Genomic DNA, 20154 nt, shown 5'->3' with positions numbered 1-20154 from the left:
GGCGTGCATCAGGACGTGCGGTGACGTTCCAGGGCGTGGTCCACCAGGGAGGCGGCGGCGCCCGTGTACGTGGCGGGATCGAGCAGCTCCGCCAGTTCCCCGGGGTCCAGTGAGGGCCCGATCCGGGGGTGTTCGGCGAGGATGTCGGCCAGGGGCCGCCCGGTGCGCGCGGCCGTACCGGCCGACTCGGACAGCAGCCGCTTCACCGTGGCCCTGCCGAGCCTGGGTGCCAGGACCGCGACGATCCGCTCGGACGACATCAGGGCGCCGGTCGCGGCCGCGTTGGCCCGCATCCGCTCCTCGTGGACGACCAGCCCCTCGCACAGCTCGACGGCGGTGTGCGAGGCACCGCCCGCCAGCCGCAGGCACTCCCGCAGCAGCAGCCACTCGGCGTGCCAGACACCGCCCGAGCGCTCGTCCTCGGCCACCAGGCACTGCGTCAGCGCACCCGCCAGCGCGGGCACCTGGAGCGCGGCCGAACGGATCAGGGTGGCCAGCACCGGATTGCGTTTGTGCGGCATGGCCGAGGAGGCGCCGCGCCCGGCCACGGGCGGCTCGGCGACCTCACCGACTTCGGTGCGGCCCATCGACTGCACGTCCACGGCGATCTTCCCCAGCGCCCCGGTCACGAAGGCCAGGGCCGAGGCCGCGTCGGCGACGGGGGAGCGCAGCGCGTGCCAGGGCAGCGGGGCCGTGGCCAGTCCGGTCTCGGCCGCGAACGCCTTGGACAGCGCCGTCGCGTACGCCGCCGGGTCCGCGGCCGGCGCGCCGTCCACGGCCGAGTACTCGAGATAGCCGGCCAGGGTGCCCGCCGCACCGCCGAGCGAGACCGGCAGCCGGCCGTCGAGCAGCCGGTCCACGCGGCCGGCCGCCTCGCGCACCAGCAGTCCCCAGCCGGCCGCCTTGAGCCCGAAGGTGGTGGGAACGGCGTGCAGGGTCAGCGTCCGCCCGGCCATCAGCGTGTCCCGGTGCCGTGCCGCCAGCCGGTCCAGCGCCGTCGCGGTGCGCAGCAGGTCGGCGTGGACCAGGCGCAGCGCCCGGTCGCAGACCAGCATGGCGCCGGTGTCGAAGATGTCCTGACTGGTCGAACCGCGGTGCACGTACTCGGCGGCCTTCGGGTCCTCCTCGGCTACGGCGGCGGTGAAGGCGCGGACCAGGCCCACCACCGGGTTGGCGCTCTCCCGTGCCTCGACGGCGAGCCGGCGCAGGTCGAGCCGCTCCGCGCGGGCGGCCCTGGTGATCGCCGCGGCGGCTCGCGCCGGCAGCGTGCCGAGTCCGGCCTGGGCGCGGGCCAGCGCCGCCTCCGCGTCCAGCATCGCCTGGATCCAGGCCTCGTCGCCGACCGCCCGCTCCACCGGGGTGCCCGCCCGTACCGGGGAGAGCAGCCCGGTGTCCGGTCCCGCCGGGTGTGCCGTCATACCGGTGCCTCCGTCAGTGTCTTGCCGGAACGCCGCCGGGAGGCGCCCGCGCGGGCGGGGGTGAGGGCCAGTACCGCCCGCGCGATGGCGTCGGAGTCGCCCAGGGTCACCGAGTTCACGCCTGGTCTGATGCCGGCCGCCGTCACCCAGTGCACCGCCTCCGTCGGCACCCCGTACGCGAAGCGCCGTGGATGCCTGCGGCCGTAGGCGTCGACCAGGTGGTACGGGCGCTCCGTGACCTCCAGCCCGCCCGTCTCGTAACTCGTGCCGCACGCACCGGGGATGCGGAACGGACGGCACTGCCCGGTGGACAGCAGCCCGCGCAGCAGCGGATCGCAGGTCCGGCGCAGGTCCGGTTCCGGCAGGCGGGCCTCGACCAGTACCCTGGCGCGCACGGGAGCGCCCCCCACCACGTCCGACTCGGCGACGAACGCTCCCGTCGCGGCGTCGATGCGCACCCTCATGCCCGGCCCGATCAGGTCCAGGACACCCGCCTCGGACAGCGCGATCAGCTCCTCGATGCGCGAGAAGGGCGGGCCGATCGACAGGAAGGCGTTGAGCGGGGTGTACCAGCCCTCGACCTCGTCCCGGTAGGAGTTGCCGTCCAGGCCGCCGTGGTCGAGGGCCAGCCGCACCTCGTTGCGCAGATCGCGCAGCACGTCCAGCGCCGCCTTGAGCGGCCCGCTCACGTTGCCCGCACGGGCCTCGCGCACGTCCTGGCGCAGGTGCTCCAGCATCCAGCGGCGGAACTCCGCCCGGTCGGCGAACTCCCCGTCGCCGTGCGGCCGGAAGATCCGCTCCCAGTCCCACCGCTCGTCCGGTGCGATGCGGTACGCGTCGAGCAGCTCGTCGGTGCGGGCGGAACCCTCGGGCAGCGAGACGAACCGCTCGACGAACTCCGTCCGTTCGGCCTCCCGGCCCCGCGCGGCCAGCAGCGCCCCGTAGTAGACGCTCTCCACCTCCCGGGCGATCAGAGGCCACAGGTCGGCGCCGAAGTACACGCGCTCGCCGTCCACCGCGCGTTCCCGCAGCGCCGCGACCACCTTCTCGGTCAGCACGCGCGGCTCGTGACGGCCGTGCGCGCCCTTCTCGTTGGCGCCGCGGGCGTGGTAGGGGATGCCGCGCCGGGAGCCCGCGACGATGCGCGGCTCCCGGCCCGAGGGGCGGTAGGCGAGGCGTTCGCCGACGCGGTCGAAGCGTCCGCCGCGGCCCAAGGTGAGCAGCGCCATGTGGTCGAAGAAGTTCAGGCCGAGGCCGCGCAGCAGCACGGTCTCGCCGGACCGCACGTCCGACAGGTCCAGGTCGGCCGGGTTGGCCGGCAGGACGTGCAGCAGCCCGTGGGCCCGCGCGCGCTGCGCGAGCTGCCGCTGGTCGGAGGAGACGTCGGTCGGCACGTGGCCCTGGGAGAGCACGACCGCGTCGAGGCCGTCGAGGACCTCCCCGTCGGACAGGACGACCTGCTGCGCGCCGTCCCCGGGCCGCTCCCGCAGGGCGACGGCCCGGGCCTGGTGGACCCGCACCCGTACGTGCGGCGGCGCGCCGGACACCACCCGGGCGAAGACGTCTTCCAGGTAACGGCCGTAGAAGGCACGGGACGGGTAGTCGTCCGGGCCGAGCCGGCGTGCCTCGGTGAGCACGGCCTCGTCGTAGAGCGTCGCCTCGCCGGACCCGGAACCGAGCGTGCGCGACCAGGCGTACAGGCTGGGGCCCGGCTCGACGGGGCCCTCCATCTCCACGCTGGCGTCGGTGAACGCGGTCACCTGTGAGGCGACGGTGTTCATCAGCAGCACACGCGGCTGTCCGGTGCGCCACACCCGCCCGGCTCCGGGACGGTAGGGGTCGACGACGTGCACGGTGACCGCCCGGTGAGCGGGCGCGGAGCGTTCGTTGGCGCACAGCCGCTCCAGTACCGACAGACCGCGCGGTCCCGCACCGACGAGGCACAGGTCGAGGTCACCGCTGGGCATAGGTGTACTCCATGGGGTCAGGGGAGGGCAGGGACGGGGGAGCTGCCTCCCACCGGTGCGGCGACCAGCAGACTCGTCTCGAGGGTGAGGGAGTGCACGCTCTCCAGGCGCAGGCCCGCGGCACCCAGGACGGAGCGGTAACCGTCGAGGGTGCGCTCGCGGCCGCCCGCGGCCATCAGCAGATGCATGTCCCACAGCAGCGGCAGCACGGGCGCCGTGTCGCCGGTGGCGACGACCCTCTCCAGCACCAGCAGCCGACCCGTGTCCGCCATGGCCTCGCGGATGTTGGCGAGGAGCGTCACACATCGTTCGTCGTCCCAGTCCTGCAGCACCCGGGACAGCAGGTACACGTCGTTGCCCGCGGGGACCTTGTCGAAGACGTCGCCCGCGACCGTCTCGTAGCGGTGGGCGCCGATGGCGGCGCTCAGGTGCCGCTCGGCCACCGGCAGCATGTGCGGCAGGTCGAAGACGGTCCCCGTCAGGTGGGGGTGGGCCTGGAGCACCGCCGACAGCAGCAGGCCGCTGCCGCCGGCCACGTCGACCACGGTCTGCGCCCGCGTGAAGTCGAAGGCCGCCGCGGCCTCGGGGAAGAACACGTTGCCCGCGTTCATGGCGCGCAGGAACCGCGGTCCCGCGTCGGGCTCGTCGCGCAGATAGGCGTGCAACGAGGTGCCGAAGGCGTGCTCGAAGCCGGAGGTTCCGGTGCGGATCGCGGGCACCACCGCACCCCAGGCGCGGTGGAACTCCTCCCCGTAGAGCAGCACCATGTCGCGCATGGACTGTTCGCCGCCGGTGACGAGGAGTGCGCCCACGTCGGTGAGCCCGTAGCCCTCCTCCTCGTCGCCGGTGAACACCCCCAGTGCCGTGAGCAGCCGCAGCAGCCGCGCGAGGCCGTCCTCACTGGCGCCCGTGCGTTCGGCCAGCTCCGGGACGGTGCCGTGCCCCGCGGCGACGTGGTCGGGCAGGGACAGGGCGGCCGCGGCGTGCAGGGCCTGGGCCCGCCACGTGCCGGTGATCAGATCCACCACCTGACGTGCCGCCGTCGTCTCGCTCCGGCGCATGATCAGACCTTCCGTACGGGGGCGGACACGGCGAGCGCGGGGTCGCCGGTGCGGGACAGGGCGGTGGCCAGGCGTTCGCGCAGCAGGCGCTTGAGGACCTTGCCCGTGACGCCCACGGGGAGTTCGGAGCGGTCGGCGGCCAGCAGCAGCCCGCCGAGCGGTGCCAGGCCCGCACGGGCCAGGGCCGTGTTGCACGTCTCGAGCAGCGGGGCCGCATCGCGCGCGGTGCCGTCGGCGAACAGAACGACCGCCAGGGGACGGGAGTGGCCCGGGGAGCCGGGATCGTCGACCGCCACGACCGCCGTGTCCAGCGCCTGCGTGGCGAGCAGGACGACCTCCTCCACCGGGAGGCTGTGCACCGGCCCGTCGACGGTGTGGATCACGTCGGGGGTGCGGTCGAGGTGGTACCAGGTGCCGTCGCTGTCGCGGCGCATGATGTCGCCGGTGAGGAAGTACCCGTTGACCTTCGACTCCTCGGTCAGGTCCGGCTGGTCCAGGTAGCCGGCGGTGATGCTGGGGGTCTGCACTCCGAGCCGGCCGGCCTGCCCGTCGGGCAGTTCCCGGCCCCGCTCGTCGAGCACCGCGGCCTTGCGCACCACCTTGGCGGGCAGTCCGATGTGGCGTGCGTACCGGGTCGTCTCGGGCGTGTAGGCCTGCTTGAACAGCACCATGCCCATCTCCGACGACCCGAGTCCGTCGAGGTAGCGCGAGCCGTTCAGCACCTTTCCGTTCTCGGTGCGTCGGCCCAGGGCGATCAGCGGGCGGATGTGCCGCTCGTGGGAGGCGTCGCCCATGCCGTGCCAGGTGTGGATGTGCCGGCCGGCCTCGGGAGCGATCTCCTCGGTGGGTATCTCGGCCAGGGTGAGCGGGAAGGCCAGCACGGTGGTGGGCCGGAACAGGTTGACCGCCCGGGCCACGGCCCCGCCGCTCGCGTCGTCCAGGATCAGCGTCGGGATGCCGAGCAGGATCGCCAGGCTGAGATAGCTGATGCCCGCCGAGTGGCTGTGCGGCAGTGCCGTCAGCAGCCGGTCGGAGCGCAGCGAGGGGAAGGACCACAGCCGTTCCCGCTTGCCGGCGAAGAACGAACCGTGGTGGAACACCGGGGCCTTGGGCCGGCCGGTGGTGCCCGACGAGTGCGAGATCATGATCAGGTCTTCGTAGGCATGCCGGTGCGGGAAGCCGGGCAGCGGCCGGGGCGGCAGCGGAGTGGTGACGGCGAGCGAGGCTATGTCCGCGACCTCGGGCGTGGCCTTCCCCGGTGCGTCCGACTCCCATGCGTCCGCGAGGCCCTTGAGCAGGTCGCCGTCGCCCACCAGCACCGTGACCCGGGTGCGCAGGAAGTACTCGGCGGCCGTCGCCGGGGCCATCCTGGGGTTGCAGTGCACGGCGGCGGCGCCGAGTGCCGTGACGGCGATGTGGTGGATCAGGCCGAGCAGCCCGTCCCGAGTGTGCAGGCCCACGTGCGTCCCGGGCCGCACCCCGCGGCCGCGGTACCAGTGGGCGTAGCGGATCACGGCGACGCGCACGTCGTCCAGGGACATCGCCCTGGGCTCGTCCGTCACCCAGGTGGGGGAGGACACGTCGGGGTGGAACAGCAGCGGACGGTCCCGGTCACGGGCTGTGCGCCACGCGTGCCAGAAGAAGTTCCCCGCCCCCAGATCCCGGTCTGCATGGAGGCGCAGGCGTTGCGCGACGGACCTGTGTGTGCCCAACAGGAACATAGGAATACCTCACACTCCGCAGTGATGCTCCGAATTCTTCGATCACCGGTGAGACATCGCGGGCCGTGATACCCCAGCGGTTCGGTAAAGGGTTCGTGGCGGAGTCTCCAACTGGCTGCTAAAGGGCCGATGGAAAGCCGCCCAGGTCGCCGATCTTGCTTCGTTCTTCAGAGCGGGTTGCAACGATCGCACCGGTTCGATCAGGAGAAGGCTGGAGGCCGTGTCGGATGGACGAACCGCTGACAACCCCGGTCGCCGTGGTCGGCGGCGGTCCGGTCGGATTGATGCTCGCGCTGTTGCTGGACCGGCAGGGCGTGTCCTGCGTCGTCCTCAACTCCCAGACCGGCGTGCCCGACCAGCCGCGTGGCAGCACCCACAACGCGCGGACCATGGAGCACTACCGCACGCTGGGACTTGCCGAGCGGGTCCGCGGGCTCGGGCTGCCCGCCGGTCACTCGGCCGGCATCTCCTTCTTCACCCGCTACAACGCGCACGAACTGGCCCTGCTGCCCTGGCCGGGCAGCGGCGAGGTGCTGCGCCGGCGGGTCGCGTCCGACCGCACGGACCCGTCCCCCGAACCGATGCACCGCGCGAACCAGATGTACGTCGAGCGGCTGCTGTTCGACCACGCCGCTTCCCGGCCGCGCATCACCCTGTGCTACGGCTGGACGGTCACCGCCCTGCACGAGAGCGCCGAGCACGTCGATGTCGTGGCCGAACGCGACGGCACTCTACGCGCGTTCCGGGCGGCGTTCGTCGCGGGCTGCGACGGCGGGCACAGCCTGGTCCGACGCCACCTCGGCGTCCGCTACCAGGGAGAGGGCGCCCTCGACCAGGACATACTCGGGCGCCGCTCCACCGCCGCCCACCTGCGGGCGCCCACGCTGTACCGGGACTTCCTGCGCGGCCGTGGCGCGTGGAGCAACTGGGTCGTCAACGCGGACCTCGCGCTGAACCTGATCGCGCTCAACGGTGTGGACGAGTTCTTCCTGCTCACCAGCTCCGTCGACCCGGACGCGGCGACCGACGCGGAGCTGGTTCGGCTGGTGCAGCGGGCGGCGGGAGAACCCCTGCCGGTCGAGGTGCTCAGCCACCGGCCCTGGACCGCGGGCGCGGCACTGGTCGCCGAGTCGTTCGGCACCGGCCGCATCCGGCTCGCCGGTGACGCCGCGCACCTGTTCACGCCCAACGGCGGCTTCGGCATGAACACCGGTGTCGACGACGCCGCCAACCTCGCCTGGAAACTCGCGGCGGCCGTGCAGGGCTGGGCGGGCCCGGGTCTCCTGGACACCTACGGCATCGAGCGCCGGCCGGTCGCCCTGCGCAACACCTCGGCGGCCCGGACCCTCGGCCGGGGACTCGGCGCCGTCGACCGGCCCGCCTGGCTGGAAGCGGACACCGCCGCCGGCGAGGCCGCCCGGGCCAGGACCGGAGCGGAACTCGCCGAGTACGGGATGCGCACCCTGGACACTCTCGGGGTGCAGCTGGGCGCCCGATACGACGGCTCCCCGATCGTCGCCGGAGACGGGTCCGGGCCGGTGCCCGACTCCTTCGCCGTGTACACGCCCTCAGCAGTGCCGGGCGGCCGTGCACCCCACCTGTGGCTCGACGACCGCCGTACGGCCGGCAGTTCGCTGTTCGACCGGCTCGGCCCCGGGTTCACGTTGCTGCGGCTCGGCCCGGGTGCGCCGCGGGCCGGACGGATCGAGGCCGCGGCCCGCGCCCGGGGCGTGCCGCTGCGGACCCTGACGCTCGACGATCCGCTCGCGCGTGAGACGTACGAGCGCGATCTGGTGCTCATCCGCCCCGACCAGCACGTCGCCTGGCGGGCCGACCGGGAGCCCGGCGACCCGGCGGCCCTCCTGGCACTGGTCACCGGGGGGCTGCACGGGACGGCGGCGAGACGGTCACCGGCCATGGCCCGCGGGCGGTGGTGACCGAGCGCAATCCAGGTCCGCGTGCCGGGACCGGCAGAGCCTGAGTGACGGTAGAATCCGCGCGGATCGCGACATTTTGACCGGGTGCTCCAAAGGGATGGCCTCCTGCTGGCCTGCCCGGGCAACGATGGGGGAGTCATATGGAATTTCGCGTTCTCGGCCCACTGAGTGTGTGCGACGACGAAGGCCGCCACAGAACCCCGACCGCGCCGAAACAACGGCAACTGCTGTCGCTCCTGGCGCTCAACGCGAACCACGTCGTGTCCGTGGGGCAGATAGTCGAGGAGATATGGGAGTACCGGCCGCCGTCGAGCGCGGTCGCGGCGGTGCACACCTACGTCATGCAGCTGCGCCGCTCCCTGGACGGGGCCCGGCGCGGCCCGGGCCGCAGCCCCGGCCGGCTGCAGACCCGCGAGCAGGGGTACGTGCTGAAGGTGAACGCCGGTGAACTGGATCTGGACCGCTGCGAGCAGCGGATGCGGGCCGCGCGCGCCACGCTGGAGGCCGGCGGGTACGCCGAGGCCGCCGAGCAGCTGCGCGCCGCCCAGATGATGTGGACCGGGCCGATGCTCGTCGACGTGCCCACCGGCCCGCTGCTCAGGGCCGCCATCGAGGTCGTCGAGCGCGACCGGCTCGACGCCGTGGCCCAGCGCCTGGGCGCCGAGCTGCGTCTCGGGCGGCACCACGAGATCCTCGGCGAACTCACCGCCCTGGTGCACCAGTACGGTACGCACGAGGACCTCGTCGCGCACCTCATGCTCGCCCTGTACCGGTCGGGCCGGCAGGCCGACGCACTGATGGCCTACCACCGGCTGCGGGCCCGGCTACGGGAGGAATTCGGCACCAAGCCGTCGGCGCGGCTGCAACACCTGCACATGCACATGCTTGCCGGGCACCCGCGGCTGGAGCCTCCCTCAAGCACGCGCTGCCGGCAGTCGCTCAACCTGCTCGCCGAGCGCACCGTGTCCGTCCCGCGCGGCCCGGTCCGCGACGACGGACTGGTCGGCGTCTGACGTCGGTGTGACCGACGCGAGGCCGGAGACGTGCGGGCGGCGGCCGGGCAGCCAGAGCAGGGCGCCCACCAGCGCGGGCCCCATCAGCAGGGCCGCCGCCCCGAACGCCTGCCCCGCCCCGGCGGCCACTCCGGTGCCACGGCCGCACACCGCCACCGCGAGCACCGTACCCAGCGCGGTCCCGAACTGCCCCGTGCACTGCACCAGGCCCGCCGCCAGCCCCGCGCCGGCACCCCGGAACCGGGACAGTGCAACGACCTCGCACGACATCCAGATCAACGGAAGACCCGCGCCGGCCAGGACCAGCCCCGGCAGCATGCCCGAGACGTACCCCGAGACGTGCGAGCGGCCGGCCAGCGTCCCCAGGCCGGCCCCCAGGAGCAGACAGCCGAGCGCGCACGGCAGGCGGGCGCCGTACCGGTCGAGCAGCGCGCTGCAGGCCCGGCCCACGATGAAGATGCCCCCGACCATCGGCAGCAGGGCGACTCCGGCGCCCGGCGCACCGAGACCGTAGGTGTCGCGCAGCCGCATGCCGCCGAGGAAGGCGACGGGTGCGGCGGCCGTCGACACGAGCAGGATGCCGGCCGCCCCGCACACCAGGTTCCGGTCGCGGAGCAGGGATCCGGGCAGCAGGGGGTGGGGACAGGTGCGTTGCCGGTACGCGAAGACGGCTGCCAGCACCGGCACGCCGAGCGCGGCGTACGCCGCGTACCGGTCCGTGCCGTGCGCGGCCAGCCGCACCAGGGCGTACACGGCCGCGAGCAGAGCGCCGGTGAGCGCGGCTGCCCCGGCCAGGTCGAGGCGGACACCGCGGGTGCGGGGCGGGTCGGGCAGCGGGGTGCGGCGGGCCACCGCCAGGGCGACGGCGATCACGGGGACGTTGAGCCAGAAGGCCCACCGCCAGTCCAGGGCGCCGACCACGAGACCGCCGCAGAGCACACCGGCCACCGAGCCGACGCCGCCGGCGCCCGCCCACAGCGCCAGGGCCCGGGCGCGCCGCTCCGGTGCCGCCGCCGTCACCAGCAGCGACATCGCGGCGGGTACGAGCACGGCGGCCGCCAGCGCCTGCCCGGCGCGTCCGGCGACGAGGAGCGGGCCGTTGGGTGCGGCGCCGCACACCGCCGAGGCCACGGCGAAGGCGCCCATGCCGTGCAGGAAGAGACGCCGGGCCCCGGCCAGGTCCGCCAGCCGGCCGCCCAGCAGCTGGAGACCGCCCACCAGCAGCACGTATATGTGGGTCACCCATTGCACGGCGTCGAGCGGCATCGACAGGTCTCGCCGGATGTCGCTGAGGGCGAGCGTCACGATGCCCGCGTCGGCGTTGGCGAGCAGGGGTGCGAGGACGGCCAGGGCGATGAGCCGGCGGTCCGGACGGGGCGGTGCGCCCTTTCGTGAGCGGGCAGGGGCGGAAAAGGCCATGACGACTCCCGGGTTGGCGCCGGTGCCGTCGCGCGGGCCCCGGAGCGGGGCGGACGGGCACGAGCAGCCCGCGACCTGCCGTTCGGACCGGCGCGGAGCAGGAAGCGGGTCCTGGTGCGGTCGGCGTGGGGTGCAGACGGAGGCCCACGCGGAGCGGTGGCGGCCGGCGTCGGCGACGCGGCAGGCGTGGTTGCCGGGGCGGGCGAGCCCGGCGATCCGGACGGGTTGGCCCTGGAGCCGTGGGACGACACGGCGGGGCAGGACAAGGAAAGGGGGGCGCGGGCGAGGCCCGCGACGGGGGACGCCGCGGAGGCCCGCCGACGGAATGCGGGGCGCTGCTGAGATCCGCGGGAAGACAGTGGCGCCACCGCGGGCGGCAGGGCCGGGACCGGCGGTGCCGCCCGGGATCCAGGCCGGGACGAGCCGGAAGTCCGGCGGGTCCCCGCGGCGGGCCGGCGGCGGGTCACCGGAGCGGCGGCAGCCGGGGAGAAGCTGCCGACGGCGCACACGGCCCGTCCGGGCCAGGTCACCGCACGCCGCCGGCGGGTCGTGCCACGTCCTACGCCCGGCCGCCGTGCGGCGGCCGGGCACGGGCGGGGGCCGGGATTCACCGGCCCCCGCGCACGGTGGTGCTCAGAGCTCCTTGAGGAGCCCGCCGTCCACGACGAACTCGGCGCCCGTGGTGCTGCCGGAGCGCGGCGACGCCAGCAGCACGACGGCGTCGGCCACCTCCTGCGGCTCGACGAAGCGGCCCGTGGCCAGGTTCAGCATCTCCGGGACGACGCTGTTGATGACGTTGTCCTTGTCGGTGCCGGCCTGCGAGGCGATCATGTCGGCGACGCCGCCCTCGTCCGTCCACCACGGCGTCCGCACCACACCGGGGGAGACCGTGTTCACACGGATCCCCTGAGGTGCGAACTCGCCCGAGAGCACCTTGGTGACGTTGCTCAGGGCGGCCTTCGAGGCGCCGTAGTCGACGTTGATCGGCGAAGGCTGCCGGGCGTTGCCGGAGGAGATGTTCACGATCGCGCCGCCGCCGCGCTCCAGCAGGTGCGGGATGGCGGCACGGACGGCGCGCACGGCCGAGAACAGGTTGAACTCGAACATGGCACGCCACTCCTCGTCGGAGGCGTGCAGGAACGAGCCGCGCGGCAGGGTCACACCGGGCGGCGGGCCGCCGGCGTTGTTCACCAGGATGTCGAGCCCGCCGAACTGCTCCACGGCGCGGGCGACGACCTGCGCCGGCGCGTCCTCGTCCATGAAGTCGGCCGGGACGTGCACGAGGTTCGGGCCGGCCAGGGCATCCAGCTCCGGGGTGCTCTTGCGGGACGTCGCGACGACCTTCGCGCCCTCCTCGAGGAGCGTGCGGACGACGGCCAGGCCGATGCCCTTGGAGGCGCCGGTCACGACGGCGACCCGGCCGGAAAGCTGCAGATCCATAGGGTTCCTTCTCGATGGTCGGCCCCGCCCCGAGGTGGGGGAGGAGCGCGGTGCGATGTGCTCTCGTCAACGGAAACACCGCCGTGCCCGAAGGTGTTGCAGGCGGTGCTCACCGGGCCCCCGCGGAGTCAGCGGTGCCAGCGCATGACCTCCTCCGGGAGCTCCTCCAGCTCCGCGATCTCGGACGGCTTGCGATCCATGTACCGCGGATCGCACCCCTGGTGTCCCAGCAGCCGGGCCACCGGGGCCAGCACGGTGAACAGGGCGCGCTGCAGCACCCACGGCGGCGAGGTGAACCGCACCACGTCCCCGAACTCCAGCGTGGTCACCGCCTGCTGCAGCAGCCGGGGCATGCCCTCGGGCGTGGTCTTGCCGTCCTGCGCGAGCCCGAACAGCTGGCGCAGCACCAGCTGCTCGAAACGGTCGCTGTTCTTGCGCACCTCGCAGATGTGGAAGGCCTGTTCGCCGCTGCAGTTCCACCAGCGGTGCTTGATGCCGGGCTGGATGAGCACGCTCTGCCCGGGCTTGTCGAGGGTCACCTGGCGCCCGCCGATCAGGAAGGCGACCTTGCCCCGCACCAGCGTGAAGCGTTCCTCGCTCACCGGGTGCAGGTGCTCGCCCGACACCGCGCCGCCGGGCTCGGAGTACACGTCCATCACGGTGCGCGCCCCGCCCGTGTGCGAGGACGGCGTTCTGATCACGACCCGCTCCCTGCACCGCGGGTTCTCGTACACCTCACCGACGCCGACCGTCACCGGCCCGCCTCCTTCCGCCATGGCGAATTCAGCCTGGACTCCGATGGTGGCGATCGGTGGGCCGATCGACACTCCCCATCTTGCGGTCGTATCCCGGAATCAGCCGTTCAGGGATGTGATCGCAAGATCCGGGGTGTTTTCAGCGATGGCTGATTCGTACTGTCGCGGCCCAGGAGAGCGCGTGAATCGGTGCGCCGAGAATGGCGAGAACGGGAGACGTTGAGGTGCGCGACAACAATGGGATGGGCCGCAGGCGGTTCTTCACGTCCGCCGCGGCGCTGGGCGGCACGGCCGCCGTGGGCGGGGCCCTCGCCGGGCAGGCGGTGGCAGCCGGCGAGGAGGCCGCGACCGGCACGTTCGCCCCGGTGACGGTGACGCCTGCGGACGCTCAGTACGGCGAACTCGTGCACGGCATGAACAACCGCTACGTCGGTAGCCCCGAGGCCGTCCAGATCGTGGACGACGTCTCCCAGGTGGCGGGCGTGGTGCGGGCGGCCGCCGCCGCCGGCAAGCGCCTGACCGTGCGCTCCGGCGGGCACTGCCTGGAGGACTTCGTCTTCAACCCCGAGGTCCAGGTGGTGCTCGATCTGTCTCAGCTCAACAAGGTGTACTACGACGCCCGGCGGCGCGCGTTCGCCGTCGAGACGGGCGCCCAGCTGCTGGACGTCTACACCCTGCTGTACCAGGTGTACGGCGTCACCGTGCCCGGCGGAATCTGCTACTCCGTCGCGGCCGGCGGCCACGTCAGCGGCGGCGGCTGGGGCCTGCTGTGCCGCCAGCTCGGCCTCATCATCGACTACCTGTGCGCCGTCGAGGTGGTCGTGGTCGGCGCCGACGGCAGGGTGCGCACCGTCGTGGCGACCGACGATCCGAACGACCCCGACCGCGAGCTGTGGTGGGCCCACGCGGGCGGGGGCGGCGGCAACTTCGGCGTGGTCACCCGCTACTGGTTCCGGACGCCCGGTGCCACCGGCAACGACCCGAGGAAGCTGCTGCCCCAGCCGCCCCGCGAGGTGTACCTGGTGGCGCAGGCCTGGCCGTGGGAGAGCATGACCGAGGCGAAGTTCTCCCGGCTGGCACAGAACTACGCGCGCTGGTTCACCGCGCACAGCGCCCCGGGAGCCCCCGAACTGGCCCTGGCCAGCTTCCTCGTGCTGACCCACAGGTCCGCCGGCCAGATCGCCATGGTCACCCAGGTCGACGCCACCGTCCCGCACGCCCGCCGGCTGCTCGACGGCTACCTCGCCGCGATCGGCGACGGCGTCGACGTGCGGACGGCGGCCGTCACCCGCCAGTTCGCCGAGTTCGGCCCGATGGCCGGTTACGCCCGGCCCCGCAAGCTGCCGTGGCTGGAGGCCACCCGCTACCTCGGCACCACCAACACCAACCTCACCGACCCGACCTTCCGTCAGGAGTACAAGTCCTCGTACATGAACGCGGCCTTCCCCGACCGCCAGCTCGCGGCGCTCTACAAGCACCTGACACGCACGGACGTCACCCTGCCCGGTGCCTCCATCACCCTCAGCTCCTACGGCGGCGAGGTCAACCGGCTCGCGCCGTCGGCCACCGGCTATCCGCACCGCGAGTCGTTCTTCAAGATGATGTGGATGTCCCTGTGGAACGACCCGGCCGAGGACGCCGCCTACATAGCCTGGAACCGGCGGTGCTACGCGGAGGTCTACGCCGACACCGGCGGTGTGCCCGTGCCCAACGGCGTCACGGACGGCTGCTACGTCAACTACCCGGACAACGACCTGAACGACCCCAAGTACAACAGGTCGTCGACGCCCTGGCACGCGCTCTACTACAAGGGCAACTACCCGCGGCTGCAGCGGGTGAAGAAGAAGTACGACCCGACGGACTTCTTCCGCCACGCCCAGTCCGTGCGCCTGCCCTGACCCTGACCCACGGGTGAGGCCGCCCCGGCGCTCCCCGGGGCGGCCTCACGCGTGCAAGGTGCGGAACTCAGCGCTTGACGGCGAACGTCAGCCCGTCCGCGTAGGGGATCATGCTCAGCTCCACCCGCTCGTCGTGGTGCAGCCGCGGGTTGAAGGCGCGCAGCGCCTGCGTCTCGGAGTCCTGGGCGGACTCGTCGAGCAGGGCGCCGTGCCAGAGCACGTTGTCGACCACGACGAGGCCGCCGGGGCGCAGCAGTTCGAGCGCGTACTCGTAGTACGCCGTGTAGTTCTCCTTGTCCGCGTCGATGAACACGAAGTCGAACGTGCCGGCGGCGTTCTCCTCCTTCAGCAGCCGCTCGAGGGAGGCCCCGGCGTCGCCTATGCGCAGGTCGACCTTGTCCGCGACGCCCGCCCGCTTGCAGTGGTCGAGCGCCATGGCGCCCCACTCCTCGTTGATGTCCAGCCCCACCACCCGGCCGTCGGCCGGCAGCGCGAGCGCCGTCGACAGCAGGCTGTAGCCGGTGAACACGCCGACCTCGAGAGCCCGCCGGGCCCCGGTCGCCTTCACCAGGGTCCGCATGAACTGGCCCTGCTCCGGTGAGATCTGCATCAGGTGCAGCGGGAGCTGCAAGGTCTCCTCGCGCAGTCTGCGCAACAGGTCGGGCTCGCGCAGCGAGACATCGGCGACGTAGTCCTGGAGTGCGTCGGTCAACTCGACCTGGAGTCTCATGGTGGGCCACCTCGTGTCGGGTACTCGAATCCGCGAAGGAATTACAGGCGCCGACCCGCCCCGGTGTCAATGACTTTCGGCCTCCTGGATATTGCGCAGAAATGCCCGCAGTTTCCCTGGACCGATCCTTCAGTGACCACCGGCACAATGCCCCCTGAGAGAGCGCCGAATTCGAGGGATCATTTCTTTTCGAGGAGTGCCGATGAGCGACCTGCGACGCCGCTTTCGCGACTGCCTCGGCCGGTTCGCCACGGGTGTCACCGTGGTCACCGTCGAACACGGCGACGGCGTGCACGGCGCCACGGTGGGCTCGTTCACCTCCGTCTCCCTCGAGCCCCCGCTGGTGATGGTGTCCCTGGACCGGCGCAGCCGGATGTGCGACCTGCTCACGGGCGCGTCGTCGTTCGGCGTGAACGTCCTCGCCGCACACCAGCAGGACCTGGCCCTGCACTTCGCGGGCCGGCCACTGCCCGCGGACACCCCCGTGTCCTGGGACCCCGACGCGGCCGGGCCGCGCCTGGCCGACTGCGCCGCCCACCTCGACTGCGTGCCCTGGGCCGCGTACGACGGTGGCGACCACGTGCTGCACCTCGGGCGGGTGCGGGGCTTCACGGCCTGGGACGCGGAGCCGCTGGTCTTCCACGGCGGGGCCTTCCGCCTCCTGGACACCGCGCCCGGCCACCACGCGTGGGCGGGCACCCTCGACGGACCGGCGGACGGCGTGTGGTCGTCGGGAACCGCGGCGCTCCACATCCCGCTGGGTCACTGACCGCCACGACCGGACAAGGACACACCATGACGCTGCAGCAGGGCGAGGCCTCCGCCTCCGCACCGGCTCCCCGCACCACCCGCCCCCTGACCGGCGACGAGTACCTGGAGAGCCTGCGCGACGACCGCGAGGTCTACATCTACGGCGAACGGGTCGACGACGTCACCAGGCACCCGGCGTTCGCCAACCCCGCCAGGATGACGGCCCGTCTGTACGACGCCCTGCACGACCCGGCCCGCCGTGACGTACTGACCACCCGCACCGACACCGGGAGCGACGGGTACACCCACAAGTTCTTCCGCACCCCGCGCACCGTCCAGGACGTCGTCGAGGACCGCGAGGCGATCGCCGAGTGGGCCCGCCTGACCTACGGCTGGATGGGCCGCAGCCCGGACTACAAGGCGGCCTTCCTCGGCACGCTCGGTGCCAACTCCGACTACTACGCGCCGTTCCAGGACAACGCGCGGCGCTGGTACCGCGAGTCCCAGGAGAAGGTGCTGTTCTGGAACCACGCGATCATCCACCCGCCGGTCGACCGGCACCGCCCGTCCGAAGAGGTCAAGGACGTCTTCGTGCACGTGGAGAAGGAGACCGACGCCGGCCTCGTCGTCAGCGGCGCCAAGGTCGTGGCCACCGGCTCGGCCATCACGCACTACAACTTCATCTCGCACTACGGACTGCCGCTCAAGCAGAAGGAGTTCGCGCTGGTCGCGACCATCCCGATGGGCGCGCCCGGCCTGAAGCTGATCTGCCGTCCCTCCTACACCGCGACGGCCGCCGTCATGGGCAGCCCCTTCGACTACCCGCTCTCCTCGCGCCTGGACGAGAACGACACCATCTTCGTCCTCGACAAGGTCCTCATCCCCTGGGAGAACGTCTTCCTCTACGGCGACGTCGACCAGGTCAACGGGTTCGCCCCGAAGTCCGGCTTCATCCCGCGCCTGACCTTCCACGGCTGCATCCGCCTCGCCGTGAAGATCGACTTCATCGCCGGGCTGCTGGCCAAGGCCGTCGAGATGACCGGCACGAAGGACTTCCGCGGCATCCAGGCCCGGATCGGCGAGGTGCTCGCCTGGCGCAACATGTTCTGGGCCCTGACCGACGCCGCCGCCCGCAACCCCGAGGAGTGGAACGACGGGGCACTGCTGCCGCGCCTGGAGTACGGCATGGCATACCGCTGGTTCATGACCATCGGCTACCCGCGGATCAAGGAGATCATCGAGCAGGACGTCGCCAGCGGACTGATCTACGTCAGCTCCAGCGCCGAGGACTTCAAGAACCCCGACGTGCGCCCCTACCTCGACAAGTACGTGCGCGGCTCCAACGGCTACGACGCCGTCAGCCGCGTCAAGCTGATGAAGCTGCTGTGGGACGCGGTCGGCACCGAGTTCGGCGGCCGGCACGAGCTGTACGAGCGCAACTACTCCGGCAACCACGAGGCGGTGCGCAGCGACATCTACCTGACCCAGGCGGAGACCGGCCAGCTCGACGCGTACAAGGGATTCGCCGAGCAGTGCCTGCAGGAGTACGACCTCGACGGGTGGACGGTCCCCGACCTCGACTCGTTCCCGGACCTGCGCGGCGCCAGGAAGAACTTCTGGCACTGAGATGACCCCCGTCCCCTCCGCGGTGCGGCGGCGCCCGGGCCCGGCCCTCTCCGCCCTCTTCCTGGCCGCCTTCGTCATGGGCAGTGCCGAACTCGTCGTCGTCGGACTGCTGAAGCTCGTCGCGGGGGACCTCGCCGTTTCCGTGGACACGGCGGGCACCCTGGTCACCGCGTACGCGCTGGGCATCTGCGTCGGCGGTCCGCTGCTGACGGCGCTCACCATCCGGATCCGGCGCCGCACCCTGGTGTGGACGTCCCTGGCCGGCTACGTCGCCGGCAACCTGCTGGCCGCCCTGGCCCCGGGCTTCGGCACGCTGCTCGCGGCCCGGGCCGTCACCGGGGCACTGCAGGGACTGTTCCTCGGGGCGGCTTTCACGGTGGCAGCCGCCCTGGTGCCGCCCGAGCGGGCCGGGCGCGCCATCTCCGTGGTCTTCGGCGGCATCGCCGTCTCCACCGCGCTCGGCGTTCCGCTCGGCACCCTGGCGGCCCAGCACCTCGGCTGGCGCGCGGCGTTCACGGCCATCGTGGTTCTCGGCGCGCTGGCGCTGCTGGCGACGGCGGTGTGCGTCCCGCCGGTCGACGGCTCGGGCACGGGCGGCCTGTGGGCGCAGTCCAGGCACGCGCTGGCGCCCCGGGTGCTGGCCGTGCTCGGCGTCGGTTTCCTGCTGCTGGGAGGCCAGTTCGCCGCGTTCACGTACATCACGCCGTTCCTGGAGGACGTCACGGGAGTGTCCGGCGCCTGGCTGACCGTCTTCCTCTTCGCCTACGGCGCCGCGACGGCCACCGGTACGTTCGTGGGCGGCTGGGCCGCGGACCGGGACGCGGCGCGCACGCTCGTCGCGGCGAACCTCGCCCTGGTCGTGGCGCTGGCCGTCCTGCACGTCGCCGGCGCCTCCCGGGTCCTGGTGGCGTGCGCCCTGGTGCTGTGGGGGGTGGTCGGGTTCGGCCTGGTCCCCTCACTGCAGTACCGGGTCGGACTGCTGGCCGGCCCCGGGCGCGACCTCGCCTCGACGCTGCCGGCGTCCGCGGTCAACGCGGGCATCGCGGTCGGGGCGGTGGCAGGCGGTGCGGCTGTCTCGCACGGCGGTGCGGCGGACGCGGTGCTCACCGGACTGCTGGTGTGCGCCGCGGCGCTGCCGGCGACCTGGGCGTCGGGGCGGCTGCGCCCGGCGGCCGGGCGGCAGCCGGCCGTCGCGGTGGCAGAACCCCGCTCGCAGGGCTGAGCCCACTCCCGGGCCCACATGCGTCTGCGCGTCCTCCCGGCCCGGGCGGCGGCCCGGTGGCGGCGAGGTGCCGGCGCGGTGCAGCGGGGCCGGCCACGGGCCCGCCGGTCGGGCTACCCGCTCCGAACGGGGGCCGTCGCCACCGTGCGCCGCAGACGCACCGCGAGCGCCGCCGGCACCGCCCGCCGTACCCGCACGGTGAGGGCCGAGCGTCTTATGCGCAGGGGCAGTTCCCGGGCGAGCTGCGGGGGCTCCGCCTCGCTCACGGCCGCGGCGACGGCGGCGGCGAAGTCGTCGTCCGCGCGCACCAGCCGGGCATGCTGGAACATCGTGTGGAGCCGGTGCAGCAGAGCCGGGACCTCGTCCCCCGTCAGCACCCCGCACACGCCCTTGTCCGTCGCCGCGACGAGCACCGGCCCCAGCGACGAACCCGCCACCGTGTACCGGATGTCCGTGCCGTCGCCGCCCGAGCGGTACGCCTTCGGGGTCATGCCGAGGATCTCCGTCGCCGCCGCGTAGAAGTGACCCCCGGAGTTGAACCCCGAGCTGTACATGGCGTCGGCGACGGTCCCGGACAGCGGCAGCGCCTCGCGCACCCTGCGGGCACGCGCCGCCGCCAGGTAGGCGTGTGGTGTGATGCCGGTGAACGACTTGAACAGGCGGTGGAAGTGGAAGCGGCTGTAGCCGACCTCGCGGGCCAGCTCGTCCAGGCTCGGCGGCAGCGGCGCCTCGTCGATGATCCGGCAGGCCCGGGCGACCGCCTCGGCCGCGGCGGCGTGCCGGTGGGAGTCGTCGGGGCAGCAGCGGCGGCAGGGGCGGTATCCCTCGGCGCGGGCGGCCTCCGGGGCCGGGAAGAACCGGACGTTCTCGCGTCGGGCCAACCGCACCGTGCACGAAGGACGGCTGTAGACGCCGGTTGTGACGACCACGTAGCAGAAGTGGCCGTCCGCGCGGGCGTCGCGGTCCCGCACGGCCTGCCAGCGTGCCTCGTCAGAGGTGTACAGCGTTGCGGCGGTCGTCGTCACCGTCATGCTCCGTGCCTTCCACTCGTGGAGGAGAGGTCGTTTCTCAGGGCGCTCCGGCGGGTGGTGCCGCTGACGGAGGGGAAGGGTCCGCAGAGCCGGGGCCGACGGCGGGCGGTGATCGCGAAGCGCCGGCCGCGAACGGCCCCGGCGGGACCCGGGCACCGGACGAGGT

15 protein-coding genes are annotated in these 20154 nt (G+C 73.0%); 6 read left to right on the top strand and 9 right to left on the bottom strand.

Going from position 1 to position 20154, the window contains the following annotated elements; genetic code table 11:
• Nucleotides 1–8: 8 nt before the first annotated feature.
• Genes V5O46_RS04965 through V5O46_RS04950 form a run of 4 tightly spaced genes read right to left on the bottom strand, consistent with a single transcriptional unit; the run spans nucleotide 9 to nucleotide 6167 of the window.
• Nucleotides 9–1418, bottom strand: a complete 1410-nt coding sequence (locus V5O46_RS04965; protein ID WP_332883160.1) for a class-II fumarase/aspartase family protein — start codon at nucleotides 1416–1418, stop codon at nucleotides 9–11.
• Nucleotides 1415–3385, bottom strand: coding sequence for an FAD/NAD(P)-binding protein (locus V5O46_RS04960; RefSeq protein WP_332883159.1), 1971 nt, complete (start codon nucleotides 3383–3385; stop codon nucleotides 1415–1417). Before V5O46_RS04960 ends, V5O46_RS04965 begins: the two co-directional genes overlap by 4 nt.
• 17 nt (nucleotides 3386–3402) lie before the next feature.
• The gene (locus tag V5O46_RS04955; RefSeq protein ID WP_332883158.1) at nucleotides 3403–4446 is read right to left on the bottom strand and encodes a methyltransferase; all 1044 of its coding nucleotides are present in this window, start codon (nucleotides 4444–4446) and stop codon (nucleotides 3403–3405) included.
• Nucleotides 4447–4448: 2 nt separating this feature from the next.
• Nucleotides 4449–6167 (bottom strand): class I adenylate-forming enzyme family protein, encoded by a 1719-nt coding sequence (locus V5O46_RS04950; RefSeq protein WP_332883157.1) that lies wholly within the window; start codon nucleotides 6165–6167, stop codon nucleotides 4449–4451.
• Between the two features lie 227 nt (nucleotides 6168–6394).
• On the opposite strand from V5O46_RS04950, the gene V5O46_RS04945 reads away from it, so the two are divergent.
• Complete coding sequence (locus V5O46_RS04945; RefSeq protein ID WP_332883156.1) at nucleotides 6395–8104, top strand: FAD-dependent monooxygenase; 1710 nt, start codon at nucleotides 6395–6397, stop codon at nucleotides 8102–8104.
• Between the two features lie 140 nt (nucleotides 8105–8244).
• The gene (locus tag V5O46_RS04940; RefSeq protein WP_332883155.1) at nucleotides 8245–9117 is read left to right on the top strand and encodes an AfsR/SARP family transcriptional regulator; all 873 of its coding nucleotides are present in this window, start codon (nucleotides 8245–8247) and stop codon (nucleotides 9115–9117) included.
• Here the strand turns inward: V5O46_RS04940 and V5O46_RS04935 are convergent.
• From V5O46_RS04935 to V5O46_RS04925, 3 genes are all read right to left on the bottom strand, one after another.
• The gene (locus V5O46_RS04935) at nucleotides 9019–10536 is read right to left on the bottom strand and encodes an MFS transporter (protein WP_332883154.1); all 1518 of its coding nucleotides are present in this window, start codon (nucleotides 10534–10536) and stop codon (nucleotides 9019–9021) included. The two genes, V5O46_RS04940 and V5O46_RS04935, sit on opposite strands and share 99 nt — an antisense overlap.
• Before the next feature lie 633 nt (nucleotides 10537–11169).
• Complete coding sequence (locus tag V5O46_RS04930; RefSeq protein ID WP_332883153.1) at nucleotides 11170–11976, bottom strand: SDR family NAD(P)-dependent oxidoreductase; 807 nt, start codon at nucleotides 11974–11976, stop codon at nucleotides 11170–11172.
• A 128-nt stretch (nucleotides 11977–12104) separates the two neighbouring features.
• Nucleotides 12105–12731 (bottom strand): cupin domain-containing protein, encoded by a 627-nt coding sequence (locus tag V5O46_RS04925; RefSeq protein ID WP_332883152.1) that lies wholly within the window; start codon nucleotides 12729–12731, stop codon nucleotides 12105–12107.
• A gap of 224 nt (nucleotides 12732–12955) precedes the next feature.
• On the opposite strand from V5O46_RS04925, the gene V5O46_RS04920 reads away from it, so the two are divergent.
• Nucleotides 12956–14629 (top strand): FAD-dependent oxidoreductase, encoded by a 1674-nt coding sequence (locus tag V5O46_RS04920; protein ID WP_332883151.1) that lies wholly within the window; start codon nucleotides 12956–12958, stop codon nucleotides 14627–14629.
• Between the two features lie 67 nt (nucleotides 14630–14696).
• On the opposite strand, the gene V5O46_RS04915 is transcribed toward V5O46_RS04920, so the two are convergent.
• Entirely contained in the window at nucleotides 14697–15359 is a 663-nt protein-coding gene (locus V5O46_RS04915; RefSeq protein WP_332883150.1) for a class I SAM-dependent methyltransferase, read from the bottom strand.
• Between the two features lie 202 nt (nucleotides 15360–15561).
• Between V5O46_RS04915 and V5O46_RS04910 the strand changes: the two genes are divergently transcribed.
• Genes V5O46_RS04910 through V5O46_RS04900 form a run of 3 tightly spaced genes read left to right on the top strand, consistent with a single transcriptional unit; the run spans nucleotide 15562 to nucleotide 18957 of the window.
• On the top strand, nucleotides 15562–16128 hold the full coding sequence (locus V5O46_RS04910; RefSeq protein WP_332883149.1) for a flavin reductase family protein: 567 nt from the start codon (nucleotides 15562–15564) through the stop codon (nucleotides 16126–16128).
• A gap of 26 nt (nucleotides 16129–16154) precedes the next feature.
• Nucleotides 16155–17735, top strand: a complete 1581-nt coding sequence (locus V5O46_RS04905) for a 4-hydroxyphenylacetate 3-hydroxylase family protein (protein WP_332883148.1) — start codon at nucleotides 16155–16157, stop codon at nucleotides 17733–17735.
• Between the two features lies 1 nt (nucleotide 17736).
• Entirely contained in the window at nucleotides 17737–18957 is a 1221-nt protein-coding gene (locus V5O46_RS04900) for an MFS transporter (RefSeq protein WP_332883147.1), read from the top strand.
• Nucleotides 18958–19070: 113 nt separating this feature from the next.
• Here the strand turns inward: V5O46_RS04900 and V5O46_RS04895 are convergent, their stop codons facing one another.
• Nucleotides 19071–19988: a bifunctional transcriptional activator/DNA repair enzyme AdaA gene (locus V5O46_RS04895; protein ID WP_332883146.1), complete on the bottom strand. Its 918-nt coding sequence runs from the start codon at nucleotides 19986–19988 to the stop codon at nucleotides 19071–19073.
• Between the last annotated feature and the right edge of the window lie 166 nt (nucleotides 19989–20154).

Source organism: Streptomyces poriticola, from assembly GCF_036689765.1.
Taxonomy (GTDB): Bacteria; Actinomycetota; Actinomycetes; order Streptomycetales; family Streptomycetaceae; genus Streptomyces; species Streptomyces poriticola.
Note: the sequence above shows the minus strand (reverse complement) of the source record. Positions and strands in the feature narration are given on the sequence as shown.